Consider the following 25075-nt stretch of genomic DNA (forward strand, 5'->3'; position numbering starts at 1 on the left):
TTCGCTGAAGTGGACGTCGTGTCTCGGGGGCGGGGCGCCCGCTGTCGAGCTGACAGGTGCCCCCTATGGTCGTCCCACTGTACGTTCAGTGCCTGAGCGCAGGCTTTGAACGGCCAGCCCATAGGATGAATACCCGTGACTCCCGCCGACCTTGCCGAACTCCTTCGCGTCACCGCCGCGAAGGTCCTCACCGACCACGATCTCGACACCGCCGTCCTGCCCGCGACGCTGACCGTCGAGCGTCCGCGCAACCCCGAGCACGGCGACTACGCGAGCAACGTCGCGATGCAGGTGGCGAAGAAGGCCGGTGTCAACCCGCGTGAGCTGGCGACCTGGCTCGCCGAGGCGCTCACCGCGGCGGACGGCATCGACTCCGCCGAGATCGCTGGCCCCGGCTTCCTCAACATCCGGCTCGCCGCAGCGGCGCAGGGCGCCATCGTGGCGAAGGCGATCGCCGCAGGTCAGAGCTACGGAAGCTCGACCGCGCAGGAGGGTCGGCGGATCAACCTGGAGTTCGTGTCCGCGAACCCGACCGGACCGATCCACCTCGGCGGCACTCGGTGGGCCGCGGTCGGTGACGCGCTCGGCCGGATCCTCGCCGCCCAGGGCGCGGACGTCACCCGGGAGTACTACTTCAACGATCACGGTGCCCAGATCGACCGGTTCGCCCGGTCGCTGATCGCGTCCGCGAAGGGGGAGCCCGCACCCGAGGACGGGTACGCCGGTGCGTACATCGTGGACATCGCCGCCGACGTGCTCGCGCAGCGTCCCGACGCGCTCGCGCTCCCCGTCGACGAGCAGCAGGAGGTGTTCCGCTCGATCGGTGTGGCGATGATGTTCGACCACATCAAGCGGACCCTGCACGAGTTCGGGACCGACTTCGACGTCTACTTCCACGAGAACTCGCTGTTCGAGTCCGGTGCGGTGGAGCGGGCCGTCGCCACCCTCAAGTCGAGCGGCAACCTGTACGAGGAGGACGGGGCCTGGTGGCTCAAGAGCACCGACTTCGGTGACGACAAGGACCGCGTCGTCATCAAGTCCGACGGCAACGCCGCCTACATCGCGGGCGACATCGCGTACTTCCAGGACAAGCGTTCCCGCGGCTTCGACCTGTGCATTTACATGCTCGGTGCCGACCACCACGGCTACATCGGCCGGCTCAAGGCCGCAGCAGCGGCGTTCGGCGACGATCCGGCGACCGTCGAGGTGCTGATCGGGCAGATGGTCAACCTGGTCCGCGACGGGGTCGCGGTCAAGATGAGCAAGCGGGCGGGCACCGTCATCACCCTCGACGACCTCGTCGAGGCGATCGGCGTCGATGCCGCCAGGTACGCGATGATCCGCTCGTCGGTGGATTCGAGCCTCGACATCGACCTCGAGCTGTGGGCCAGCACCACCAGCGAGAACCCGGTCTACTACGTGCAGTACGCGCATGCCCGGCTGGCGTCGCTGGCCCGCAACGCCGCGGACCTCGGGCTGACCACGGAGAACCCGCGGTTTGAGCTGCTCACCCACGAGCGTGAGGGCGACCTGATCCGCACCATCGGCGACTTCCCGAAGGTCGTCGGGACCGCCGCGGACCTGCGGGAACCGCACCGCGTCGCCCGCTACCTTGAGGAACTGGCCGGCACCTACCACCGCTTCTACACCGACTGCCGCGTCCTGCCGCAGGGCGACGAGCCTGCCGGCGACCTGCACACCGCGCGGCTCGCGCTGTGCGGTGCCACCCGCCAGGTCCTCGAGAACGGTCTCGGCCTGCTCGGTGTCAGCGCACCGGAGCGAATGTGAACGCGCACCCCGCCGGACCGCGGCACGCGGACATCCCGCACGCGCCGGGGCTGCCGCCTCGGCCAACCGCCCCGGCGCAGATGACGGCACTTCCTGCCGCGGTGTGGCCGCGCGGCGCCGCCCGCGGGGCGGACGGCGTCGTCCGCCTCGCCGGGGTCGCGGTCACCGACCTGGCCGAGCGGTACGGCACCCCGCTGTTCGTGATCGACGAGGACGACTTCCGGTCCCGCTGCCGCGACATGGCCCGCGCGTTCGGCGGCGCTGACCGCGTCCACTACGCGTCGAAGGCATTCCTGAGCGCCGAGATCGCCCGGTGGGTCGCCGACGAGGGGTTGTCGATGGACGTGGCCTCCGGCGGCGAGCTGGCGGTCGCGCTGCACGGTGGGTTCCCCGCGGACCGGATCACGATGCACGGCAACAACAAGTCGGTCGCCGAACTGCGGGCCGCGGTCTCGGCGGGGGTCGGGCATATCGTGCTGGACTCGATGCAGGAGATCGACCGGCTCGACGCCGCCGCGGCCGACCTCGGTGTCGTGCAGGACGTCCTGATCCGGATCACGGTCGGCGTGGAGGCGCACACCCACGAGTTCATTGCCACCGCCCACGAGGACCAGAAGTTCGGCTTCTCGCTGTCCGGTGGTGCGGCGCGGGGGGCCGTCCGGCGCGTGTTCGAGACCGGTAATCTTCGGCTCGTCGGCCTGCACAGTCACATCGGCTCGCAGATCTTCGACGTCGACGGGTTCGAACTGGCGGCGCACCGGGTGATCGGGCTGCTCCGGGAGATCGTCGACGAGTTCGGCACCGACAAGACCGAGCAGCTGAACATCATCGACCTCGGTGGCGGCCTCGGGATCTCCTACCTGGAGAGCGACGATCCGCCGCCGGTGGACGAGCTGGCCGCGAAGCTGACGAGCATCATCGCCACCGAATCCGCCGCCGCCGGGCTGCCGGTGCCGACCCTGATGGTCGAACCCGGTCGGGCCATCGCCGGCCCCGGCACCGTTACGTTGTACGAGGTCGGCACCGTCAAGGATGTCCGCCTGGACGGCAACGCAACTCGCCGATACGTCAGCGTGGACGGCGGCATGAGTGACAATATCCGGACCGCGCTGTACCAGGCCGAGTACGACTGTCGGCTGGTCTCGCGGGACAGTCACGCGGATCCCGTCGTCGCTCGAGTGGTGGGCAAGCACTGCGAGAGCGGCGACATCGTGATCCGTGACGGCTGGCTGCCCGACGACGTCGGAGCCGGTGACCTGCTCGCGGTCGCGGCCACCGGCGCATACTGCTATTCGATGTCCAGCCGCTACAACCTGCTCACCCGGCCCGCCGTGGTCGCGGTTCGCGACGGAGAACCCCGTCTCGTCCTGCGCAGGGAGACCGTGGAAGATCTGCTCAGCTTGGAGGTACAGCAACATGACTGAACCGAACGCCGCCGCGATCGGTGTGGCGGTACTCGGCCTCGGCAACGTGGGCAGCGAGGTTGTGCGGATCATCCGCGAACACGCCCGCGACCTCGAGTCCCGGGTCGGCGCCCCACTCGTCGTGCGGGGGATCGCCGTTCGCCGGATCGACGGCGACCGGGGGGTGCCGGAGGAGCTGCTGACCACCGACGCGGATTCGCTCGTCGCGCGCGCCGACGTGGACGTGGTGGTCGAGGTGATCGGGGGAATCGAGGTCCCGCGCAAGCTGATCCTCGCTGCCCTGAACTCCGGCAAGTCCGTCGTCACCGCCAACAAGGCGCTGCTCGCCGAGTACACCGGGGAACTGGCCGAGGCCGCGGAGAAGCAGAACGCCGACCTGTACTTCGAGGCCGCCGTCGCCGGTGCTATCCCGGTGATCCGGCCGCTGACCCAGTCGCTCGCCGGTGACCGGGTCGTCCGGGTTGCCGGAATCGTCAACGGCACCACCAACTTCATCCTGTCCGCGATGGACGAGACCGGCGCCGACTACGCCGACACCCTCGCCGAGGCGGGTCGTCTCGGCTACGCGGAGGCCGACCCGACCGCGGATGTGGAGGGCTTCGACGCCGCAGCCAAGGCCGCGATCCTCGCGTCGATCGCGTTCCACACCCGCGTCACCGCCGCCGACGTCTACCGCGAGGGCATCTCGACGATCAGCTCGGCGGACCTCGAGGCCGCGAAGTCGCTGGGCTGCACCGTCAAGTTGCTCTCGATCTGTGAGCGTCTCGTCGGGGAGGACGGCACCGAACGGGTCTCCGCCCGGGTCTACCCGTCCCTCGTGCCGCTCGAGCATCCGCTTGCCTCGGTGAACGGCGCCTTCAACGCGGTCGTCGTCGAGGCCGAGGCCGCCGGTCGATTGATGTTCTACGGGCAGGGCGCGGGCGGTGCCCCCACCGCGTCCGCGGTGATGGGCGACGTGGTGATGGCGGCCCGGAACAAGGTCAACGGCAGCCGCGGGCCCCGCGAGTCCAGCTACGCCGACCTTCCGATCGCGCCGATCGGGGAGATCCCGACCCGGTACTACGTCAACATGCAGGTCGCGGACCGGGCCGGCGTGCTCTCGGCGGTCGCGGCGGAATTCGCCAAGCATGACGTCTCGATCTCGACGGTCCGCCAGGAGGGTGCGGGAGACGGGGCGCGACTGATCGTCGTCACCCACCGTGCCACCGACGCCGCCCTGTCCGAAACTGTTGCCGCCCTTGGCAAACTCGACTTCGTCACCGCGGTCACCAGCGTTCTCCGATTGGAAGGTTCCAGTGAATAGCCCTCGTCAGCACACCCCCGTTCACACGCCCTGGCCGGGCCTGATCGAGGCGTACCGGGATCGTCTCGCGATCGGCGAGAACTGGAAGACCGTCACCCTGCGCGAGGGTGGGACGCCGCTGCTTCCCGCGGGTCACCTGTCCGAGCTGACCGGGTGCGAGGTGTACCTCAAGGTCGAGGGCCTCAACCCGACCGGGTCATTCAAGGACCGCGGCATGACGATGGCCGTCACCGATGCCCTCGCCCGCGGGCAGAAGGCCGTGCTGTGCGCGTCCACCGGCAACACCTCCGCCTCGGCGGCGGCCTACGCCGCGGTCGCGAAGATGACCTGCGCTGTGCTCGTCCCGCAGGGCAAGATCGCGATGGGCAAGCTCGCCCAGGCGGTCATGCACGGCGCCAAGATCATCCAGGTCGAGGGCAACTTCGACGACTGCCTTGAACTCGCCCGCAAGACCACCGCCGAGTTCCCGACCATCGGCCTGGTCAACTCCGTGAACCCCGTTCGGATCGAGGGACAGAAGACGGCGGCGTTCGAGATCGTCGACGCGCTCGGCAAGGCCCCCGACATCCACGCGCTGCCGGTCGGCAACGCGGGCAACATCACGGCGTACTGGAAGGGCTACTCCGAGTACTACGCCGACGGCATCAGCTCGGTCCGGCCGCGGATGCTCGGTGTGCAGGCCGCAGGCGCCGCCCCGCTGGTGAACGGCGCCCCGGTCAAGGACCCCGAGACCATCGCGACCGCGATCCGTATCGGCGCGCCCGCATCGTGGGAGGGCGCGGTGAACGCGAAGGAGCAGTCGAACGGGGCGTTCCGCGCCGCGACCGACGAGGAGATCCTCGAGGCATACCGCCTGATCGCGCGCACCGAGGGCGTCTTCGTCGAGCCCGCGTCCGCCGCGTCCGTCGCGGGCCTGCTCGCCGCGCACAAGGAAGGGTGGCTCGACGCCGGACAGACGGTCGTCTGCACCGTCACCGGCAACGGACTCAAGGATCCCGATACCGCACTTCTGGGAATGCCTGCTGTCCAGCCGATCCCGGTCGACCCGGTGGCCGTCGCCTCGGCGCTCGAGCTGGTGTAGTGACCGCACAGCGAATCGACGACACTGCGATGACTCAGACCTTGCCAACGGGGTTGACCGTGACCGCGCGGGTGCCCGCGTCCACGGCCAACCTCGGCCCCGGGTTCGACACGCTGGGCATGGCGCTGGGTCTGTACGACGAGATCACCGTCAGCACAACCGAGTCCGGGCTGTCGGTCCGCGTCGAGGGGGAGGGGGCCTCGGACGTTCCTTGGGGACCCTCCCACCTGGTGGTCCGCGCCATTGAGCGTGGTCTCGAGGCGGCCGGTGTCTGGGCGGGTGGCCTGGACGTGGTGTGCCGCAATGTCATTCCGCATTCGCGTGGTCTCGGATCATCCGCGTCGGCGGCCGTCGGTGGTCTCGCCGCGGCCAACGGCCTTGTCGCCCTGCTCGACCCCGCGCTGGCCCTCACCGATGCGCAGCTGGTTCAGCTCTCGTCGGAGTTCGAGGGTCACCCCGACAATGCGTCCGCCAGCGTGCTCGGCGGCGCCGTCGTCTCCTGGAGCGAGGACGCGGACGACGCCAATTCGCCGCGCAGCTTCGGCGCGGTCCGGCTCGCCGTGCACCCGAGCATTCGCGTCGTTGCGCTGGTGCCGGAGGAACGGTCGGCGACCGCCCACACCCGCGGACTGCTCCCCGATGCGGTGCCGCACGTCGACGCGGCGTTCAACGTCAGCCGCGCTGCGCTCGCGGTGGTTGCGCTCACCTCACGGCCGGACCTGCTGATGACCGCCACCGAGGACCGCCTGCATCAGGGGCAGCGGGCGTCCGCACTGCCGCTGACCACCCGCTGGGTCGAGACGCTGCGCGGTCGGGGAATCGCCGCCGTCGTCTCCGGTGCGGGCCCCACCGTGCTGGCGTTGACCACCGAACCGCTGCCCGAGGACCTGCGCACGACCGCAGCGGCCGAGGGCCTGCGGGTGCTCGACCTCGAGGTCGCGGACGGGGTCCGCGTCTCCTGACGGGCCACCGGGTCGCCCGCACGGCGACCCGCCGGTGCCCCTGTCGGCGCCTCTCACGGCGACCCGCCGGTGTGCCGCAGCACACCGGCGGGTTCTCCTTGCTCGTAATCGTGTTCACGGCTATCCTGAGGTCGTTCGCCCATCGTGCGTATCAGTCGCCGGTGCTCTTCAGGGCAATCACTCCCGACTCAGGAGTCTTCCGATCGGATTCTCATCGGTCGTCAGACTCGGAATCACGGATACCCGCCCCGAGTTCCGGACTGCGTCTTTCTCGCCCGAATCCCCTGTACGCGAGGCACTCGACTTCGCGGGGTGTCGGTGTCGAAGGACGCGCCTGAGTGCGAGATGCGGGTGAGCGGCCCGGCATTTCCCGAACATGTCCGGCATATCCGAGTTCAGTAAATGAGCTGCTTGGACGAACCCCTCGACTCAGCGCCGCGCGGGCGAGGGAAGGAAAGGACCTCCGTGACCGATACGGACCTGATCGCCACTCCTGTGCTCGATTCCGCGGCGTCCGCCGCGACGAGCCAGGCTGGCGGTTCACCGACTTCAGGGGCGGCCCCGGCCGTCGCTACCGCAACCAAGCGCGCCGAGGCGCGCCGCGGCTCCGGACTCTCCGGCATGGTGCTCGCCGAATTGCGCGCGCTCGCTGGCGAGCTCGGCATCAAGGGCACCTCCGGCATGCGCAAGGGCGATCTGATCGCCGCGATCAAGGAGCGGCAGTCCGGTGGCTCCGCCACGCAGCAGGCCGGTGGTGCCGCCACCAAGACGGCACCGGCCGCCGCCGACGAAAAGGCTCCCGTCGTGAAGGTCGAAGCCCCCACGAAGAGCAACACTCCCGCCAAGGGCGAGGCGCCGGCCGGGTCCGAGCGCGGCGAGCAGGCCGCCGAGCCCCGCGAGCGTTCGGGTGCCGCCGAGCCCCGCGAGCAGGCCGGTGAGGCCGAGGGCGGTCGCCGCGGGCGTCAGCGCCGCGGTGCCTCCCGTTCGGGTGCCGCCGAGCAGTCCGAACCCGCCGAGCAGTCGACCGAGCGTCAGTCCGGTCGGCAGGAGCAGGGCGGCGGTGACCGTCCGCGTCGCGACCGCAACCAGGGCGGCCGGAACAACCAGGACCGAAACCAGGACCGCACCCAGGACGAGCGCGGCCAGGGCGGCAACGGACCCCGCAACGACCGCGACAACCGTGGCGGCGACGACGAGGGGGAGGGCCGCGGCAGGCGTGGCCGCCGCTTCCGGGAGCGTCGCCGTGGACGTGACCGCGGTGAGGGCGGCGGCGGTGATGTCGAGATCCGTGAGGACGACGTCCTGCAGCCCGTCGCAGGCATCCTCGACGTCCTCGACAACTACGCGTTCGTCCGGACGTCCGGGTACCTCGCCGGACCCAACGACGTCTACGTCTCGATGAACCTGATCCGCAAGAACGGGCTGCGTCGCGGTGACGCGATCACCGGCGCGGTCCGGGTCCCGCGTGAGGGCGAGGGCGGCGGCGGGGGCAGTCAGCGGCAGAAGTTCAATCCGCTGGTCCGGATCGACACCGTCAACGGTGGCGACGTCGAGGCCGCACGCAAGCGCCCCGAGTTCGGCAAGCTCACCCCGCTGTACCCGAACCAGCGGCTGCGGCTTGAGACGACGCCGAACATCATCTCCACCCGCGTCATCGACCTGGTCATGCCGATCGGCAAGGGGCAGCGCGCCCTGATCGTGTCGCCGCCGAAGGCGGGTAAGACGACGGTGATTCAGGACATCGCGAACGCCATCGCCACGAACAATCCCGAGTGCTACCTGATGGTCGTGCTGGTGGACGAGCGACCCGAAGAGGTCACCGACATGCAGCGCTCGGTCAAGGGTGAGGTCATTGCCTCCACCTTCGATCGCCCGCCGTCAGATCACACCTCGGTCGCCGAGCTGGCGATCGAGCGGGCCAAGCGCCTCGTCGAGAACGGTCGCGACGTGGTCGTGCTGCTCGACTCGATCACCCGGCTCGGCCGCGCGTACAACAACTCGTCGCCCGCGTCGGGACGCATCCTCTCCGGTGGTGTCGACTCGACCGCGCTGTACCCGCCGAAGCGTTTCCTCGGCGCGGCCCGCAACATCGAGAACGGCGGCTCGCTGACGATCATCGCCTCCGCGCTGGTCGAGACCGGCTCGACCGGTGACACGGTGATCTTCGAGGAGTTCAAGGGCACCGGCAACGCCGAGCTCAAGCTGGATCGCAAGATTGCCGAGCGTCGGGTGTTCCCCGCGGTCGACGTCAACATGTCCAGCACCCGCAAGGACGAGCTGCTGATGAACCCGGACGAGTTCGCGGTCGTGCACAAGCTGCGCCGCGTGCTCTCGGGGCTCGACACCCACCAGGCCATCGACCTGCTCGTCAATCGGCTGAAGAAGTCGAAGAGCAACGTCGAGTTCCTGATGGAGGTCTCCAAGACCGCCCCCGGCGCCATCGGCGACGACTAGCAGCTGCGCCGCCCGTGGGGGGGTTTTTCCCCGACTGGGGGGAAAACCACGCACGGGTGCGGAGCGCAGCGCCGGGAACAAACTCCGTTTCCTTGCCCTTTCGGAGAAAACCAGCGGCCTCTGGCAGAATGACCGATCGCGCATCGGCATCTGCCGCGTGCTACGAAAACCATGTCCGGTTCCGGTTCACGGCTTCGAGTCTCGGAGTCGACCCGGCGACCATCGAAAGGGACACCATGAAGGCAGGAATTCACCCCGAGTACGTGGCGACCACCGTCGTCTGCGGCTGCGGGAACACGTTCGAGACCCACAGCACCAAGGAGTCCGGACGCATCGTCGTCGAGGTCTGCTCGCAGTGCCACCCGTTCTACACCGGCAAGCAGAAGATCCTCGACACCGGCGGCCGCGTCGCCCGCTTCGAGGCCCGCTACGGCAAGCGCGCCCCGAAGAAGGCCGCTGCCGACAGCTAGCGACACCGCCGACGCCCGTCCTGTGCACCTTGCAGGCCGGGCGTCGGCGTTTTTGCCTCCCGTACCCCTCGACCGCATCACCTCTCGAATCTGGAGCGCACCATGGCGGGCACCACCCAGCCGTCGGCCATCGACGACATCCTTGCCGAACACGCCGGCCTCGAACTGCAGCTGGCCGACCCGTCGCTGCACAACGATCCGGCCGCAGCGCGCCGGGTGGGGAAGCGGTTCGCCGAACTCGCGCCGATCATGGCGACGCACACCAAACTGGTCGCCGCCCGCGAGGATCTCGAGGCCGCCCGCGAGCTGGCCGCCGACGACTCCGCGTTCGCGGCCGAGGTGCCCGCGCTGGAGGCCCTCGTCGCCGAGCTGGATGTCGCGCTGACCGACCTGCTCGCACCGCGCGACCCGCACGACGCCGACGACGTGGTCCTCGAACTGAAGTCGGGGGAGGGCGGCGAGGAGTCCGCGCTGTTCGCGTCCGACCTCGCCCGCATGTACATCCGCTACGCCGAGCGGCACGGTTGGCGCGTCGAGGTGCTCGACGCCACCATCTCCGACCTCGGCGGCTACAAGGACGCGACCCTGTCGATCAAGACCAAGGGCGACGCGAGGGACGGCGTGTGGGCCCGGTTCAAGTTCGAGGGCGGCGTGCACCGGGTGCAGCGGGTCCCGGTGACCGAGTCGCAGGGCCGGGTGCACACCTCCGCGGCGGGGGTGCTGATCTACCCGGAACCCGACGAGGTCGAGGAGGTGCAGATCGACGAGGGCGATCTGCGCATCGACGTCTACCGGTCGTCGGGCAAGGGCGGGCAGGGTGTCAACACCACCGACTCCGCGGTCCGGATCACGCACCTGCCGACCGGCATCGTCGTGACCTGCCAGAACGAGCGGTCCCAGTTGCAGAACAAGGCCCGCGCCATGCAGGTGCTCGCCGCGCGCCTGCAGGCCGCAGCGGAAGAGGCAGCGGAGGCCGAGGCGTCCGCGGGCCGCGCCAGCCAGGTCCGCACCGTCGACCGGTCCGAGCGGATCCGCACCTACAACTTTCCGGAGAACCGGATCACCGACCACCGCATCGGCTTCAAGGCGCACAACCTCGACGCCGTGCTGGACGGGGACATGGACGCACTGCTCGATGCGCTCGGGAAGGCCGACCGAGAGGCCCGGCTCGCCGCGGAGTGAGCGACGGGCCGGGCCTGCCTCCGGTCAGTCGTCGGGTTCCCCGGCCAGTTCGGTGACGTCGACCCCCGGCAGCAGGAAGCAGTTCTCGCCCGTGGCGTTCTCGTAGGGCCCCCACACCGCGGACAGCACGACGCCGCCCTCCGGTTCGACCAGCACCGCCGGTGCGTTGAGGATCTCCTCGGTCGGCGTCATCCGGGCCGCGCCGGTCTCGCCGGTGGTGATGTTGATCCAGTTAACGTCGGGCCCCGACCTGCCCTGCTCGTTCACGACGAACAGCAGGTCGTCGGGTTCGATCCCGTCGTTGTCCGTGTGGGTGAGCGACTGGACCGTTGCGACGCCGCCCTGGCAGCCGAGCGGCGTCGGCTGGACGTCGATCGGTGCCGCGATCGCGAGTGCGGGTGCGCCGACCACGACCGCCCCGCCGAGTGCCGCCACCGCCGCCGCGCGGACCGTGAACCGTGAGTGCAGCATGAGGATTCCTTCCGGTTGCCTTGTCCCGACCCTCCGAACGTATCCGGACATTCCGGGTCCAGGGGAGCGTGCGTGACCGTTCCGTGCCCGCTTCGTGATGGTCATGGCAGGCTGAACCCGTGACCCGACAACCGTTGCGCCTGGCCATCCTCGACGCCACCAGAGCCCTCGAGGACGCCGGTGTGCCCAGCCCGCGGACGGACGCGGAGCTCCTCGCCGCGCACGTGGTCGGCGTCGAACGTGGACGCCTCGGCCTGGTGCCGCTCGTCGACCCCGACGTCATCGCGACCTATCGCGACCTGGTCGCGCAGCGGGCCAAGCGAATTCCGTTGCAGCACATCACCGGTATCGCCTCCATGGGAGAAATAGACCTCGCGGTCGGGCAGGGCGTGTTCGTGCCCCGCCCGGAGACCGAACTGCTGCTCGCGTGGGCGCTTGCGGTGCTCGAGTCGACCCCGACCCGGCCCCCGGTCGTGCTCGACCTGTGCACCGGATCCGGGGCCCTGGCGTTGGCGATCGCGCACGCGCGTCCCGACGCGGTGGTGCACGCCGTCGAACTGGAGTCGAAGGCCCTCGCTTGGGCGCGCCGGAACGCCGACGCGCGGAGTGCGCGGGGGGACACGCCGATCGTGCTGCATCAGGGCGACGTGACCGTACGAACCCTGCTTCCGGACCTGGAGGGCGGTGTCGACCTGATCGTGTCGAACCCGCCGTACATCCCCGAGGGGGCCCCGCTCGACGTGGAGGTCGCCGAGCACGATCCGCACTCGGCGCTCTTCGGCGGGTCGGACGGGTTGTCGGTGATCACGCCGATGGTCGCGAACATCGCCCGATGGTTGCGGATCGGCGGTGCCCTGGCGATTGAGCACGATGACAGCAATGGCGGCCAGGTGGCCGCGCTGTTGCGGGAGCGGCGGGTGTTCGGGGAGGTTGCCGAGCACGACGACCTCGCGGGCAAGCCGCGGTTCGTGGTGGCCCGGCGTGTCGCGACGGCGGCGGAGGCAGCGCGACGACCCTGAGAGGGTGGTGGCGACAGCGGTCCGTTTGGCCGGTGAAAGGATGAACAGGTGAGCATCGTCTACGACTGCGGGCAACCCGACACGCGCGAGGCCGGAATCAGGGCGGCCGGCAATGCACTCAAGGCCGGTCGGCTGGTGGTCGTCCCCACCGACACGGTGTACGGGCTGGCCGCCGACGCCTTCGACAGCGACGCCGTCGCGAGCCTGCTCCGGGCCAAGGGGCGTGGCCGGGACATGCCGGTGCCGGTCCTTGTCGGTTCCTGGAACACCATCGACGGTCTGGTGTTCGCGGTGCGCCCCGAGGCCCGCGAACTGATCCGGGCCTTCTGGCCCGGCGGGCTGAGTCTCGTTGTCCAGCAGGCGCCCTCGCTGGCGTGGGATCTGGGGGACACGCGGGGGACGGTGATGCTGCGGATGCCGCTGCACCCGGTCGCCCTGGAACTGCTCCGGGAGGTCGGCCCGCTGGCGGTGTCGAGCGCGAACATTTCCGGGCAGCCGCCAGCGACGACCGTGGCGGAGGCGCGGGATCAGCTCGGCGGCGGTGTCGGCGTGTACCTCGACGGCGGGCCTGCCGAGCACGCGCTCGCCTCGACGATCGTCGACCTGACCTCCGACGTCCCGCGCATCCTGCGTGAGGGTGCGGTGCCGACGCCGGAGATCGCCGAGGTGCTCGGCGTGACGGTCGAGAGTCTGCTCGGGGGCGGGGCGTGAGGGTGAGCACGGCACAGTGACCGCAGTCGACGCCACGCTCCTGCTCGCAGACGGCCAGGCGACCCGCGGCGCCGGGGTGCCGCTGCGGGAACTGCTGCTGGTGCTGTTCACCGCCGCGGTCGTCACGTTTCTTGCGACCGGGGCGGTGCGCCTGTTCGCGCTCAGGTTCGGTGCGGTCGCGGTGCCCCGCGACCGGGACGTGCACGTCACGCCGACACCGCGGCTCGGCGGCCTCGGCATCTATTTCGGGTTCGTCGCCGCCCTGCTGTTCGCGCAGCAACTTCCTGCGCTGATGCGCGGATTCGAATACAACACCAAGGACATCCCCGCGGCCCTGGTCTCGGCGACGGTGATCGTCGCGGTCGGGTTCGTCGACGACCGCTGGGGCCTCGACGCGCTCACCAAGTTCGTCGGCCAGGTCACCGCCGCGGGCGTGATGGTCGTGATGGGCGTCAGTTGGCTGGTGCTCTACGTCCCGTTCGGCGGGGTGAACACCGTCGTCCTCGACCAGTTGCAGGGCGGGCTGTTCACCGCGCTGGTCGCGGTCGTGATGATCAACGCGATGAACTTCGTTGACGGCCTCGACGGCCTTGCCGCGGGTCTCGGGCTGATCGCGTCGGTGGCGATCTGCGTGTTCTCCGTCGGGCTGCTGCACGAACAGGGCGGTGACGTGAGCGCCTACCCGCCCGCGATGATGGCGGCAGCCCTGGCCGGCGCCTGCCTCGGCTTCCTGCCGCACAACTTTCAGCCCGCCCGGATCTTCATGGGCGACTCCGGGTCGATGCTGATCGGTCTGATGCTCGCCGCGATCGCCACCAGCGCCTCGGGGCGGATCCCGCTGAACGCGTACGGATCCCGCGACATGCTCGGCCTGCTCTCGCCGCTGCTGCTGGTCGGTGCGGTGATGTTCATTCCGATCCTGGACCTGCTGCTCGCGGTGGTCCGCCGCACGATGGCGGGCCGCAGCCCGTTCGCCCCGGACAAGATGCACCTGCATCATCGGCTGCTGCAGATCGGCCACTCGCATCGGCGTGTGGTCCTGTTGATCTACTTGTGGGTCGGGGTGCTGGCCTTCGGTGCGGTCGGCTCGGCCCTGTTCGACCGGCGGATCGTGGTGTTGCTCGTCGCGGGGGGGTTGGTCTTCGCCCTGGTGGTGACCGCGGTGCCGTCGCTGCGGGTGCAGCGGGTGCGTGATCGCGACGGCGGCGCCGGCTGACGGTGCTGCGGGGGAGGCGCGCGGGCGCCCGCTACCCTGGACCGCTGTGAGCTTCTCTCCGGAACCCCTGCCCGATCCGTCCGCACCGCTTCGCGCCGCGGTGCGCTGGGGACTGGCGGGGCTGGTCGCCCTCGCGGTCCTCGGGTCCGTGGTGGCCGCGCTGGTCGCGGGCCTGCCCGGGCTGTGGGGTGCGCTGATCGGGGTCGCGGTCGGCGGCGGGTTCATCCTCTGCACCGCGCTGGCCGTGCTGTTCACCGAGAAGATGCCGCCCGCGACGTCGGGATTGATCCTGCTCGGCAGTTGGCTGCTGAAGATGATCCTGGCGATCCTGGTGCTGGGGCTGTTGAAGGGGATGGACTTCTACAGCAAGGGTGCACTGGTCATCGTCATGGTGTTGGCGCTCGTGATCGTGCTCGGCGCCGAGACGTACGGATTGCTGCGGGTGAAGGTTCCGTACGTCGACAGCCCCGATCCGGGCGACGCGGAGTCCGACGGAAAGTAGTACTACGGCCAGTAGTTGACCGGTTTGATCGACCCCCGTCCACACAACGTCGTAGAAGTGTTGATAGGGTCGACCCCACGCGAGTGCTGGAACGACGCGAATCAGACGAAACAGCGTCGGCTGGCAGCCGCACAGGTGACTCCGTTCGAGTGTGTTCGGAATCGGTCTAGTCGACCGGATCCGCACGTGGTGGGGCCGCCGAGTCGACGACAGTCGCCGACACCGACAGACGCAGGACCAGCGACATCCATGGATGCGCGTGGACCTCAGCGGCTGACGAACACGCGAGCCGACCTTGTCGACTTGTTAGTTCGTCAATGTCCGATCGAACCGCAGGCGATGCCGCCTGCGGCCACGACAACGGGAGAGACCGCTGAGCGTCACCACCTTGGCCGCGGAATTCCATCCGCCGTCACTAACCGACTTCTTCCCTCCCGCTGTGCTGTTCGAGGGCACCCCGTTCGAGCTCGACCGACTGATGCTGATCCGCATCCTGATGTCGGTCGTCCTGCTCGCGTTCTTCGCGTACGCGATGCGCAGCCCGAAGCTCATCCCTCGCGGCGTGCAGAACGTGGCCGAGATCGGCCTGAACTTCGTCAAGGAGCAGATCGCCGACGAGGTGCTCGGTAAGGAACAGGGCAAGCGCTTCCTGCCCGTCCTGGTCACGATCTTCTTCACGGTCCTGTTCCTGAACGCGTCGAGTGTCATCCCGTTCCTGAACATCTCGTCGAACGCCCGGGTCGGCATGCCGATCGTCCTGGCCGCGCTCGCGTACGTGGTGTTCAACTACGTCGGCATCAAGAAGTACGGCTTCTTCAAGTACGTGAAGTCGTCCATCGTCGTCCCGAACGTCCCGATCGCGCTGCACGTGCTGCTGATTCCGATCGAGTTCATCTCGACCTTCATCCTGCGGCCGTTCACGCTGACCGTGCGACTCATGGCCAACATGCTCGCCGGCCACATCATGCTCGTGCTGTTCTTCAGCGCCACCCAGTTCTTCTTCTTCGAGGCAGCCGCGGGAATGAAGGTGTTCGGCATCTTCTCGCTGGCAGCCGGGTTCGGCTTCACCCTCTTCGAGATGCTGGTGATCTTCCTGCAGGCGTACGTGTTCGCCCTGCTGACCGCCGTGTACATCGACCTGGCGTTGCACGCCGACTCGCACTGACCGGACGATCCGCACGGATCTCCGCTCAGGCCTGCACTGACTGCCTGACACACCACACAAACTGACCCTTCGCCGAACCCGGCGTCGGGCAACAGAAAGGGAACGGAAAACCAATGAGCCTCGCGTACCTGGCACAGGAAGCCGTTACGACCACCACCACCGGTGAGGGCTTCGGCGCCATCGGTTACGGCCTCGCCGCCATCGGCCCCGGCATCGGCGTGGGCATCGTCGTCGGCAAGGCCATCGAGGGCATCGCCCGTCAGCCCGAGCTGGCCGGCCAGATCCGTACCAACATGTTCCTCGGTATCGCGTTCACCGAGGCCCTGGCGCTGATCGGCCTCGTCGCCGGCTTCATTTTCTGATCACGCCATGACGAACATTGCAGTGATCGCGGCCGCGGAGGGCGAGGACATCAATCCTCTGCTCCCCGCGACCTATGACATCGTCTGGTCGCTGGTCTGTGTCGCCGTCATCGGCGTCGTCTTCTGGAAGTTCATCCTCCCGAAGTTCCAGCAGGTGCTGGCCGACCGTACCGACCAGATCGAGGGCGGCATCAAGCGTGCCGAGGAGGCCCAGTCGGAGGCGAAGGCTGCGCTCGAGCAGTACCGCGCTCAGCTGGCCGACGCGCGCACCGAGGCCGCGGCGATCCGCGAGGACGCCCGCACCCAGGGCCAGCAGATCATCGCCGAGATGAAGGTGCAGGCGCAGGAGGAGAGCGACCGCATCGTTGCCGCGGGCAACAGCCAGCTCACCGCTCAGCGTCAGCAGATCGTTGCGGAACTGCGCAGTGATCTCGGCCGTACCGCGGTCGACCTCGCCGAGAAGGTCATCGGTGAGACCCTCGCCGACGACGTGAAGCGGGCAGGCACCATCGACCGTTTCCTCAGCGAACTGGACGCCGTCAGCTCCGCGAACGGAAAGTGAGCACCATGTACGCAGCAAGCCGTGAGGCGCTGACTCAGACGAGGAGCGCCCTGGAATCAGCGTTGGCCGGGGTTTCGGCCGGCGCGGCGACCGCGGCTGCGGCACAGACCGGCGCGGAGCTGTTCACGGCGGTCGAGGTCCTCGACGGCCAGCGCACCCTCCGCGCCGCGCTGGCCGATCCGTCGGCCCCCGCGGCCGTCCGGCAGGCGCTCGCCGAGCAGGTGTTCTCGGGCAAGGTGTCCGCCGAGACGCTGGCGACGCTGAAGGCGGCAGCTGGCCAGGACTGGTCGACCTCCGCGGACCTGCGCAACTCGCTGGTCCAGCTCGGCCGGGAGTCGCTGCTGCGCGCAGCCGACGACCAGAACCAGCTCGACACCGTCGAGGACGAGCTGTTCCGGCTCGGACGCATCGTGGCAGGCAACGCCGACCTCGAGCAGAACCTGTCCGATCGTGCCCAGCCCGCGGCGGCGAAGCGGAAGCTGCTGTCCACGCTGCTGTACGGCAAGGTCACGGCGGTCACCGAGGCGTTGGCTGGTCAGGCGGTCGGTCGGCTGCAGTCGGCACCGGCAGATGCGTTCAACGAGCTGTCCGAGCTGGCCGCGGCCCGACGCGATAAGGCGGTCGCCCACGTGCGCAGCGCCACCCCGCTGTCGGACGCGCAGGCTCAGCGGCTCGCCGAGACGCTGACCCGGACCTACGGGAAGCCGGTCACCGTGCACGTGGAGGTCGACCCCGAACTCCTCGGTGGACTCGTGGTCCGCGTGGGTGACGAGGTCATCGACGGCAGTGCCGCGGGACGACTCGCGTCGCTTCGCAAGAACCTCAAGTAGCCGGCGTCCACCGCTGCGGCCCGCAGCACCCACCCTCCCGAACCATTTTCGAGACCAGATACCGAGAGCAGGAAGAACATGGCGGAGCTGACGATCTCCTCCGACGAGATCCGTAGCGCGATCGAGAACTACACCGCGAGCTACTCCCCGGAGGCCTCCCGTGAGGAGGTCGGCACGGTGTCCGACACCAGCGACGGCATTGCGCACGTCACCGGCCTGCCGTCGGCGATGGCCAACGAACTGCTGGAGTTCCCCGGCGGCGTCCTCGGTGTGGCGCTGAACCTGGACGCCACCGAGATCGGTGCCGTCGTCCTTGGTGACTTCCAGGACCTGGAGGAGGGACAGCAGGTCAAGCGGACCGGCGACGTCCTCTCCGTTCCCGTCGGCGACGCCTTCCTTGGTCGCGTCGTGAACCCGCTCGGCCAGCCGATCGACGGCCTCGGCGAGATCGAGTCGACCGAGAACCGCGCCCTGGAGCTGCAGGCGGCAACGGTGCTCGAGCGCCAGCCGGTCGAGGAGCCGCTGCAGACCGGCATCAAGGCCATCGACGCGATGACCCCGATCGGCCGCGGCCAGCGTCAGCTCGTCATCGGTGACCGCAAGACCGGCAAGACCGCGGTCTGCATCGACGCGATCCTGAACCAGAAGGCCAACTGGGCGACTGGCGACCCGAAGCAGCAGGTCCGCTGCATCTACGTCGCGATCGGCCAGAAGGGCTCCACCATCGCAGGCGTGAAGCAGGCGCTGGAGGAGAACGGTGCGATGGAGTACACCACCATCGTCGCCGCCCCGGCCTCCGACTCCGCCGGCTTCAAGTGGCTGGCCCCGTACACCGGCTCGGCCATCGGCCAGCACTGGATGTACCAGGGCAAGCACGTCCTCGTCGTGTTCGACGACCTGACCAAGCAGGCCGAGGCGTACCGCGCCATCTCGCTGCTGCTGCGTCGCCCGCCGGGACGCGAGGCCTACCCCGGCGACGTGTTCTACCTGCACTCCCGCCTGCTGGAGCGTTCGGCGAAGCTGTCCGACGCGCTCGGCGGCGGCTCGCTGACGGCCCTGCCGATCATCGAGACCAAGGCCAACGACGTCTCGGCCTACATCCCGACGAACGTCATCTCGATCACCGACGGTCAGGTCTTCCTCGAGTCTGACCTGTTCAACAAGGGCATCCGCCCCGCGATCAACGTCGGCATCTCGGTGTCCCGCGTCGGTGGCGCCGCCCAGACCAAGGGCATGAAGAAGGTGTCCGGCTCGCTGCGTCTGGAGCTGGCCCAGTTCCGTGAGCTCGAGGCGTTCTCCGCCTTCGCGTCCGACCTGGACGATGCCTCGAAGGCCCAGCTCGAGCGCGGCCAGCGTCTGGTCGAGCTGCTCAAGCAGGACCAGTACAGCCCGATTGCCGTCGAGGATCAGATCGTCTCGATCTACCTTGCCGGTGAGGGCGTGTTCGACTCGGTGCCGGTCGGCGACGTCCGCCGCTTCGAGTCCGAGCTGCTCGAGGATCTGCACCGCAACGCCGCTGGCGTGTACGAGCAGATCGCGGGCGGCAAGGCGCTCGACGACAGCTCGATCGAGGCGCTGACCGCCGCGACCGACAAGTTCAAGCAGGGCTTCCTCGCGTCCGACGGCAGCCGCGTCGTCAACGAGGCCGAGGCGTCCGCGCTTGGCGCCGACGAGGTCAGCCAGGAGCAGGTTTCCGTCACCCGCAAGCACGTCACCAAGTGAGGGCGACGGCCGTGACGGACACTAATTGGGAAGGAGGGACTGAGTAGATGGCGAACTTGCGCGAATTGCGCTCCCGCATCAAGTCGGTCAACTCGACCAAGAAGATCACCAAGGCGCAGGAGCTGATCGCCACCTCCCGCATCACCAAGGCGCAGATTCGGGTCGCGGCCTCCAAGCCGTACGCCGAGGAGATCACCAAGGTGCTCTCCGCGCTGGCGAGTGCCTCGGGATCGCTCGATCACCCGCTGCTCAACGAGCGTGCCAACCCGAAGCGTGCGGCCGTGCTGGTGGTCACCAGCGACCGCGGCATGTGCGGCGGCTACAACTCCAACGTCCTCAAGGAGGCCGAGGAGCTGTTCGCGCTGCTGCGCAGCGAGGGCAAGGAGCCGGTGCTCTACGTGCTCGGCACGAAGGGCCTGACCTACTACACCTTCCGCGACCGCGACGTGAAGGGCGCCTGGACCGGGTTCTCCCAGGACCCGGGCTACGCCGACGCGGCACGGGCCAGCAGGCACCTCGTGGAGCTGTTCATGGCGGGGTCGGGGACCAGCATCCCGGCCCACAACGGTGAGGGCACGATCGAGGGCGTCGACGAACTGCACATCGTCTACACGAAGTTCGTGTCGATGCTGACGCAGGCGCCCGAGGTGCGCCGGATGGCGCCCCTGGAGATCAGCTACCAGGACGAAAACTTCGAGCTCGGGGACGACATGCTCTCCGACTCGAACGGTGCTGCGCCGACGGCTCAGTACGACTTCGAGCCGGAGGCCGGGACGCTGCTGTCCGCCCTCCTCCCGAAGTACATCAACACCCGCATCTACTCGTCGCTGCTCGATGCGGCAGCGTCGGAGTCGGCCGCACGTCGTACCGCCATGAAGGCGGCAACCGACAACGCGAACGAGCTGGTGAACACCCTGAGCCGCGAGGCCAACCAGGTGCGCCAGGCACAGATCACCCAGGAAATCAGCGAGATCGTCGGTGGCGCGAATGCGCTCGCCTCGAGCGCAGGAAGTGACTAAGAGCACATGACCGCAGCAGTAGCCCAAACCAACGCGAACGGCACGGCAACCGCCGGCCGGGTCGTGCGGGTCATCGGTCCCGTTGTGGACGTTGAGTTCCCGCGCGGCGCCGTCCCCGCCCTGTTCAACGCGCTGAACGCGGAGGTCACCCTCCCGTCCGTCGCGAAGACGCTGACCCTCGAGGTCGCGCAGCACCTCGGCGACAACCTGGTGCGCACCATTTCGATGCAGCCGACCGACGGCCTGGTCCGTGGCGCCGCTGTCGTCGACTCGGGTCGCCCGATCTCGGTTCCCGTCGGTGACGTCGTCAAGGGCCACGTGTTCAACGCCCTCGGCGACTGCCTCGACGCGCCGGGCACCGGCCGCGACGGTGAGCAGTGGGGCATCCACCGCAAGCCCCCCGCCTTCGATCAGCTCGAGGGCAAGACCGAGATCCTCGAGACCGGCATCAAGGTCATCGACCTGCTGACCCCGTACGTCAAGGGCGGCAAGATCGGTCTGTTCGGTGGCGCCGGCGTCGGCAAGACCGTTCTGATCCAGGAGATGATCACCCGTATCGCCCGCGAGTTCTCCGGAACCTCGGTGTTCGCAGGCGTCGGTGAGCGCACCCGTGAGGGCACCGACCTGCACCTTGAGATGGAAGAGATGGGCGTCCTCCAGGACACCGCCCTTGTCTTCGGCCAGATGGACGAGCCGCCGGGAACGCGTATGCGCGTCGCCCTGTCCGCGCTGACCATGGCGGAGTACTTCCGCGATGTCCAGGGCCAGGACGTGCTGCTGTTCATCGACAACATCTTCCGGTTCACCCAGGCCGGTTCCGAGGTCTCGACCCTGCTGGGTCGCATGCCGTCGGCCGTGGGTTACCAGCCGACGCTGGCGGACGAGATGGGTGAGCTCCAGGAGCGCATCACCTCGACCCGTGGCCGCTCGATCACCTCGCTGCAGGCGATCTACGTCCCCGCCGACGACTACACCGACCCGGCGCCGGCCACCACGTTCGCGCACCTCGATGCGACCACCGAGCTCTCGCGTCCGATTTCGCAGATGGGTATCTACCCCGCTGTGGACCCGCTGACGTCGACCTCGCGCATCCTGGAGCCCGGCATCGTCGGTGCCGAGCACTTCCGGGTTGCGAACGAGGTCAAGCGGATCCTGCAGAAGTACAAGGAGCTGCAGGACATCATCGCCATCCTCGGTATGGACGAGCTGCAGGAAGAGGACAAGGTCCTCGTCGGCCGTGCCCGGCGTCTGCAGAAGTTCCTCGGCCAGAACTTCATCGTTGCCGAGAAGTTCACCGGTGAGGCCGGCTCGGTCGTGCCGCTGCGCGACACCATCGAGGCGTTCGACCGCGTCTGCAAGGGCGAGTTCGACCACCTGCCCGAGCAGGCGTTCAACAGCTGCGGTGGACTCGACGACGTCGAGGCCGCTGCCGCCAAGATCGCCGGAAAGTAGTCGACGATGGCTGAGATGACCGTTGAGCTCGTCGCCGTCGAGCGGCGGCTGTGGTCGGGGCAGGCGACTCTCGTCAGCGCCCAGACCACCGAGGGCGAGATCGGCATCATGTACGGCCACGAGCCGGTCCTCGGCCAGCTGGTCGAGGCCGGGACCGTTGCCATCACCACCGCGGGCGGCGAGCGTCTCGTCGCCGCGGTGCACGGTGGCTTCCTCTCGGTGACCGGCAAGACGGTGACGATCCTGGCGGAGTCCGCGGACTTCTCCGGCGACGTCGACGTCGACGCCGCGAAGGCCGTCCTCGCCGACAGCACCGCGTCCGACGAGGCGCTCGCTGTCGCCAAGGGCCAGCTCCGCGCTGTCGAGCGGGCCTGACAAGTAGTCACGACAAGCCGCGACGGGTAGGCCGACGAGTAGTGAGCACCGGAGTGATCGTTCTCTTCATTCTGGTTGTGCTGCTCGCGGCCCTCGTCGCGGCTTTCGTATATCGGCTGGCGGTGCTCCGCCGCGGTGGCACCGCCGTGATCCTGCGGACGATGCCCGCAGGCGACGGCATCGGATGGCGGCACGGGATCATTCGCTACGGCGAGGAGTCCCTGGTGTTCTTCAAACTGTCGAGTCTGCGGCCGGGCCCGGACTCGCGGATCGCCAGGCAAGGCATCGACATCGGGGAGCGGCGCTCGCCCCGGGACACCGAGTTCGACATCATGACCGACGACATCGTCATCGTGGCAGTGCACGATGCGGACCGGGCGTTCGAGTTCGCGTTGGACCGCGGCGCCCTGACGGCCTTCCTGTCCTGGGTGGAGTCCCGCCCGCATGGGCGTTCCGTCCGGGGCAGGCCGCCGGGATCGATCGACTGACCAGACACGTGAACCCCGACCGGTACCGGTCGGGGTTCACGTGTTTCCGGTGTCAGGCTCGTCCTGCGCCCGGCTTCCACAGGACGTCCCCGCCGGGATTGGCGATCCGGCCGAGGATGAACAGCAGATCGGACAGGCGATTGAGGTACTTCGCGGGCAGGACGCTGGTGCCGTCGGGGGCGGCGTCGACGGCAGCCCACGCCGCCCGTTCGGCCCGCCGGACCACGGTGCGTGCGACGTGCAGGTGCGCGGCCAGCGGGGTGCCACCCGGCAGGATGAACGAGTTCAGCGACTCGAGTTCTTCGTTGAACTCGTCGCACCAGCCCTCGAGTCGCTCGATGTAGCCCGCGGTGACGCGCAGCGGCGGGTACTTCGGATCCGCGACCACCGGGGTGGACAGGTCGGCGCCCGCATCGAACAGATCGTTCTGGATCTCCCGGAGGACCCCGGCGATCCGCTCGTCGGGTGCACCGACCGCCAGCGCGACGCCCAGTGCGGCGTTCGCCTCGTCGCAGTCCGCGTAGGCGACCAGGCGCGGATCGTTCTTCGACACCCGGGAGAAGTCACTCAGACCGGTGGTCCCGTCGTCTCCGGTGCGGGTATAGATGCGGGTCAGGTGGACTGCCATGCGGTCACGGTACCGCGCCTCGTCGGGATGTCGGCGCGGCCTGGTTAGGCTGTGCGACTGTGAGTGAACGCTTTCTGGTCACCGGCGGCAATAGGTTGTCGGGAGAAGTCTCCGTCAGCGGCGCGAAGAACAGCGTCCTGAAGTTGATGGCGGCTGCGCTGTTGGCGGAGGGCACCACCACGATCACCAACTGCCCGGACATCCTCGACGTGCCGTTGATGGCCGAGGTGTTGCGCGGCCTCGGCTGCGACGTCGTGCTTGACGGCGACGAGGCGCGGATCACCACGCCCTCCGAACCCAAGTACCACGCGGACTTTCCCGCGGTCACCCAGTTCCGGGCGTCGGTCTGCGTGCTCGGGCCGCTGGTTGCCCGGTGCCGCAGGGCGGTTGTTGCGTTGCCGGGCGGGGACGCGATCGGGTCGCGGCCGCTGGATATGCATCAGTCGGGGCTCCGACTACTCGGTGCCACCAGCGAAATCCAGCACGGATGCGTGGTCGCGGAGGCCGAAGATCTGCACGGCGCGCACATTCGCCTTGCCTTCCCGTCGGTCGGCGCAACCGAGAACATCCTGATGGCGGCGGTCCTGGCGAAGGGCGAGACGGTCATCGACAACGCGGCACGTGAACCCGACATCGTCGACCTGTGCAACATGCTCGGCCGGATGGGCGCGCAGATCGAGGGAGCAGGGACGTCGACCCTGACGATCCAGGGTGTCCCGTCGCTCCGCCCGACGACCCACCGCGTGATCGGCGACCGGATCGTCGCCGCAACCTGGGGCATCGCCGCGGCAATGACCCGCGGCGACGTCCGGGTGCGCGGTGTGAACCCGCGGCACCTGGCGTTGGTCCTCGACAAGCTGAGGGCCGCGGGGGCACAGGTCACCGTCGAGGCCGATGGATTTCGGGTGGTTCAGGCGGAACGTCCCCATGCGGTCAACTTCGCCACTCTGCCGTTTCCGGGGTTCCCGACAGATCTGCAGCCGATGGCGATCGGCCTGGCCGCCGTCGCGGATGGCACGTCGATGATTACCGAGAACGTGTTCGAGGCACGGTTCCGGTTCGTCGAGGAGATGATTCGGCTCGGTGCCGACGCCCGCACCGACGGTCATCACGCCGTCGTCCGGGGCATCCCGCAGTTGTCGAGTGCGCCGGTGTGGTCATCGGACATCCGGGCCGGCGCGGGACTGGTCCTCGCGGGACTGGTCGCGGATGGGACCACCGAGGTCCACGACGTCTTTCACATCGACCGCGGCTACCCGCGCTTCGTCGAGGACCTCACCGAGCTCGGTGGTGACATCCAGCGGGTGCCGGGGTCCGACTGAGCGGGATCCGATGGTCGACACGACTGGGCGTCGAGCCTTCGCATGGTGCGGGGGATCGGCGCCCATTCGCGTCGTCGGGGCGGACCCGGGTCGTGGTGTCCGGCGTCACATCGGTCGGATTCGGGTGTCTGCGGGATGATCGGGGTGGGTGACCTGCGTGTTTGTGTCCGGTCATGGTGGTTGACCAGCGGATTTGCGGTGGCGTTCACGGCCACGTAACTTTTGTCGAGTCAGAGCGACACGGACACCGACTCCGCCCCAACCGGGTGTGAGAGAACGAGGTTGGACGAAGGCGCCTGGCGAGCCTGCTTGATTGTTCCTGTTTCGCCGGTTTGCTCCGGTGGGGGGAATGGGTTAGGCTGGAACAGTTGCCCCGGAGAGGCCCACTTGGTGGGTGTTGATGGTGTGTGCGTGTTCTTTGAGAACTCAACAGTGTGCCGATGAATGTCAGTGCCAATTTTTTGGTACTCCGCCCCATCATTTGTGTGGGGTGGGTATTGCTGGCTCTCTCCTTCTTCCGTCGGGGAGGGTCAGTGTTTGAATGCTAGTTTGAGTTTTTTTGCTAGT

24 protein-coding genes are annotated in these 25075 nt (G+C 68.5%); 22 read left to right on the plus strand and 2 right to left on the minus strand.

What is annotated here, in order from left to right:
- Nucleotides 1–135 precede the first annotated feature (135 nt).
- The 8 genes from argS to prfA all read left to right on the plus strand — a co-directional run bounded on the left by argS (nucleotide 136) and on the right by prfA (nucleotide 10664).
- Nucleotides 136–1788, plus strand: a complete 1653-nt coding sequence (gene argS / locus ACFWQG_RS02675) for an arginine--tRNA ligase (RefSeq protein WP_378506000.1) — start codon at nucleotides 136–138, stop codon at nucleotides 1786–1788.
- The gene (gene lysA, locus ACFWQG_RS02680) at nucleotides 1785–3212 is read left to right on the plus strand and encodes a diaminopimelate decarboxylase (protein WP_378506001.1); all 1428 of its coding nucleotides are present in this window, start codon (nucleotides 1785–1787) and stop codon (nucleotides 3210–3212) included. The genes argS and lysA overlap by 4 nt, the downstream gene beginning before the upstream one ends.
- Nucleotides 3205–4515: a homoserine dehydrogenase gene (locus ACFWQG_RS02685; protein ID WP_378506002.1), complete on the plus strand. Its 1311-nt coding sequence runs from the start codon at nucleotides 3205–3207 to the stop codon at nucleotides 4513–4515. The genes lysA and ACFWQG_RS02685 overlap by 8 nt, the downstream gene beginning before the upstream one ends.
- Entirely contained in the window at nucleotides 4508–5596 is a 1089-nt protein-coding gene (thrC, locus tag ACFWQG_RS02690) for a threonine synthase (RefSeq protein WP_378506003.1), read from the plus strand. The genes ACFWQG_RS02685 and thrC overlap by 8 nt, the downstream gene beginning before the upstream one ends.
- A 29-nt stretch (nucleotides 5597–5625) precedes the next feature.
- A complete protein-coding gene (thrB, locus tag ACFWQG_RS02695) occupies nucleotides 5626–6558 on the plus strand; it encodes a homoserine kinase (RefSeq protein ID WP_378506004.1) in 933 nt (310 codons plus the stop codon).
- 465 nt (nucleotides 6559–7023) lie between these two features.
- Nucleotides 7024–9012 carry a transcription termination factor Rho gene (gene rho / locus ACFWQG_RS02700; RefSeq protein ID WP_378506005.1) on the plus strand — a complete coding sequence of 663 codons (1989 nt, stop codon included), beginning with the start codon at nucleotides 7024–7026 and terminating at the stop codon, nucleotides 9010–9012.
- 236 nt (nucleotides 9013–9248) lie between these two features.
- Nucleotides 9249–9482, plus strand: coding sequence for a 50S ribosomal protein L31 (gene rpmE / locus ACFWQG_RS02705; protein WP_378506006.1), 234 nt, complete (start codon nucleotides 9249–9251; stop codon nucleotides 9480–9482).
- A gap of 102 nt (nucleotides 9483–9584) precedes the next feature.
- Nucleotides 9585–10664 (plus strand): peptide chain release factor 1, encoded by a 1080-nt coding sequence (gene prfA, locus ACFWQG_RS02710; protein ID WP_378506007.1) that lies wholly within the window; start codon nucleotides 9585–9587, stop codon nucleotides 10662–10664.
- Nucleotides 10665–10688: 24 nt separating this feature from the next.
- On the opposite strand, the gene ACFWQG_RS02715 is transcribed toward prfA, so the two are convergent.
- Nucleotides 10689–11135 (minus strand): hypothetical protein, encoded by a 447-nt coding sequence (locus ACFWQG_RS02715; protein ID WP_378506008.1) that lies wholly within the window; start codon nucleotides 11133–11135, stop codon nucleotides 10689–10691.
- Nucleotides 11136–11254: 119 nt separating this feature from the next.
- Between ACFWQG_RS02715 and prmC the strand changes: the two genes are divergently transcribed.
- From prmC to ACFWQG_RS02780, 13 genes are all read left to right on the plus strand, one after another.
- A complete protein-coding gene (gene prmC, locus ACFWQG_RS02720) occupies nucleotides 11255–12154 on the plus strand; it encodes a peptide chain release factor N(5)-glutamine methyltransferase (RefSeq protein ID WP_378506009.1) in 900 nt (299 codons plus the stop codon).
- Nucleotides 12155–12202: 48 nt separating this feature from the next.
- Nucleotides 12203–12865: an L-threonylcarbamoyladenylate synthase gene (locus ACFWQG_RS02725; RefSeq protein ID WP_378506010.1), complete on the plus strand. Its 663-nt coding sequence runs from the start codon at nucleotides 12203–12205 to the stop codon at nucleotides 12863–12865.
- A gap of 16 nt (nucleotides 12866–12881) precedes the next feature.
- Complete coding sequence (locus tag ACFWQG_RS02730; RefSeq protein ID WP_378506011.1) at nucleotides 12882–14081, plus strand: glycosyltransferase family 4 protein; 1200 nt, start codon at nucleotides 12882–12884, stop codon at nucleotides 14079–14081.
- A gap of 46 nt (nucleotides 14082–14127) precedes the next feature.
- Nucleotides 14128–14583 carry a hypothetical protein gene (locus tag ACFWQG_RS02735; protein ID WP_378506012.1) on the plus strand — a complete coding sequence of 152 codons (456 nt, stop codon included), beginning with the start codon at nucleotides 14128–14130 and terminating at the stop codon, nucleotides 14581–14583.
- A 439-nt stretch (nucleotides 14584–15022) separates the two neighbouring features.
- On the plus strand, nucleotides 15023–15748 hold the full coding sequence (atpB, locus tag ACFWQG_RS02740; protein WP_378506013.1) for a F0F1 ATP synthase subunit A: 726 nt from the start codon (nucleotides 15023–15025) through the stop codon (nucleotides 15746–15748).
- Nucleotides 15749–15861: 113 nt separating this feature from the next.
- On the plus strand, nucleotides 15862–16110 hold the full coding sequence (locus ACFWQG_RS02745) for an ATP synthase F0 subunit C (RefSeq protein WP_378506014.1): 249 nt from the start codon (nucleotides 15862–15864) through the stop codon (nucleotides 16108–16110).
- A 7-nt stretch (nucleotides 16111–16117) separates the two neighbouring features.
- Entirely contained in the window at nucleotides 16118–16672 is a 555-nt protein-coding gene (locus ACFWQG_RS02750) for a F0F1 ATP synthase subunit B (protein WP_378506015.1), read from the plus strand.
- 5 nt (nucleotides 16673–16677) lie between these two features.
- Nucleotides 16678–17502, plus strand: coding sequence for a F0F1 ATP synthase subunit delta (locus ACFWQG_RS02755; protein ID WP_378506016.1), 825 nt, complete (start codon nucleotides 16678–16680; stop codon nucleotides 17500–17502).
- Between the two features lie 78 nt (nucleotides 17503–17580).
- Nucleotides 17581–19224 (plus strand): F0F1 ATP synthase subunit alpha, encoded by a 1644-nt coding sequence (atpA, locus tag ACFWQG_RS02760; protein WP_378506017.1) that lies wholly within the window; start codon nucleotides 17581–17583, stop codon nucleotides 19222–19224.
- Nucleotides 19225–19271: 47 nt separating this feature from the next.
- A complete protein-coding gene (locus ACFWQG_RS02765) occupies nucleotides 19272–20243 on the plus strand; it encodes a F0F1 ATP synthase subunit gamma (protein WP_378506018.1) in 972 nt (323 codons plus the stop codon).
- A gap of 6 nt (nucleotides 20244–20249) precedes the next feature.
- Nucleotides 20250–21695 (plus strand): F0F1 ATP synthase subunit beta, encoded by a 1446-nt coding sequence (gene atpD, locus ACFWQG_RS02770; RefSeq protein WP_378506019.1) that lies wholly within the window; start codon nucleotides 20250–20252, stop codon nucleotides 21693–21695.
- 6 nt (nucleotides 21696–21701) lie between these two features.
- Nucleotides 21702–22070, plus strand: coding sequence for a F0F1 ATP synthase subunit epsilon (locus ACFWQG_RS02775; RefSeq protein WP_378506020.1), 369 nt, complete (start codon nucleotides 21702–21704; stop codon nucleotides 22068–22070).
- A 41-nt stretch (nucleotides 22071–22111) separates the two neighbouring features.
- Entirely contained in the window at nucleotides 22112–22558 is a 447-nt protein-coding gene (locus tag ACFWQG_RS02780; RefSeq protein ID WP_378506021.1) for a DUF2550 domain-containing protein, read from the plus strand.
- Between the two features lie 52 nt (nucleotides 22559–22610).
- On the opposite strand, the gene ACFWQG_RS02785 is transcribed toward ACFWQG_RS02780, so the two are convergent.
- Nucleotides 22611–23186 carry a cob(I)yrinic acid a,c-diamide adenosyltransferase gene (locus ACFWQG_RS02785; RefSeq protein WP_378506022.1) on the minus strand — a complete coding sequence of 192 codons (576 nt, stop codon included), beginning with the start codon at nucleotides 23184–23186 and terminating at the stop codon, nucleotides 22611–22613.
- A gap of 59 nt (nucleotides 23187–23245) precedes the next feature.
- Between ACFWQG_RS02785 and murA the strand changes: the two genes are divergently transcribed.
- The gene (murA, locus tag ACFWQG_RS02790) at nucleotides 23246–24508 is read left to right on the plus strand and encodes a UDP-N-acetylglucosamine 1-carboxyvinyltransferase (RefSeq protein WP_378506023.1); all 1263 of its coding nucleotides are present in this window, start codon (nucleotides 23246–23248) and stop codon (nucleotides 24506–24508) included.
- Nucleotides 24509–25075: the final 567 nt, after the last annotated feature.

The organism is Rhodococcus sp. NPDC058532, from assembly GCF_042719255.1.
Taxonomy (GTDB): domain Bacteria; phylum Actinomycetota; class Actinomycetes; order Mycobacteriales; family Mycobacteriaceae; genus Rhodococcus_G.

Bases quoted from the DNA above. Each gene is read 5' to 3' on its own strand.
- ACFWQG_RS02685 (WP_378506002.1), top strand. From the start codon at position 3,205: ATGACTGAACCGAACGCCGCCGCGATCGGTGTGGCGGTACTCGGCCTC.
- thrB (WP_378506004.1), top strand. From the start codon at position 5,626: ATGACTCAGACCTTGCCAACGGGGTTGACCGTGACCGCGCGGGTGCCC.
- rpmE (WP_378506006.1), top strand. From the start codon at position 9,249: ATGAAGGCAGGAATTCACCCCGAGTACGTGGCGACCACCGTCGTCTGC.
- prfA (WP_378506007.1), top strand. From the start codon at position 9,585: ATGGCGGGCACCACCCAGCCGTCGGCCATCGACGACATCCTTGCCGAA.
- ACFWQG_RS02715 (WP_378506008.1), bottom strand. From the start codon at position 11,135: ATGCTGCACTCACGGTTCACGGTCCGCGCGGCGGCGGTGGCGGCACTC.
- ACFWQG_RS02745 (WP_378506014.1), top strand. From the start codon at position 15,862: ATGAGCCTCGCGTACCTGGCACAGGAAGCCGTTACGACCACCACCACC.
- ACFWQG_RS02750 (WP_378506015.1), top strand. From the start codon at position 16,118: ATGACGAACATTGCAGTGATCGCGGCCGCGGAGGGCGAGGACATCAAT.
- ACFWQG_RS02755 (WP_378506016.1), top strand. From the start codon at position 16,678: ATGTACGCAGCAAGCCGTGAGGCGCTGACTCAGACGAGGAGCGCCCTG.
- atpA (WP_378506017.1), top strand. From the start codon at position 17,581: ATGGCGGAGCTGACGATCTCCTCCGACGAGATCCGTAGCGCGATCGAG.
- ACFWQG_RS02765 (WP_378506018.1), top strand. From the start codon at position 19,272: ATGGCGAACTTGCGCGAATTGCGCTCCCGCATCAAGTCGGTCAACTCG.
- atpD (WP_378506019.1), top strand. From the start codon at position 20,250: ATGACCGCAGCAGTAGCCCAAACCAACGCGAACGGCACGGCAACCGCC.
- ACFWQG_RS02775 (WP_378506020.1), top strand. From the start codon at position 21,702: ATGGCTGAGATGACCGTTGAGCTCGTCGCCGTCGAGCGGCGGCTGTGG.
- ACFWQG_RS02785 (WP_378506022.1), bottom strand. From the start codon at position 23,186: ATGGCAGTCCACCTGACCCGCATCTATACCCGCACCGGAGACGACGGG.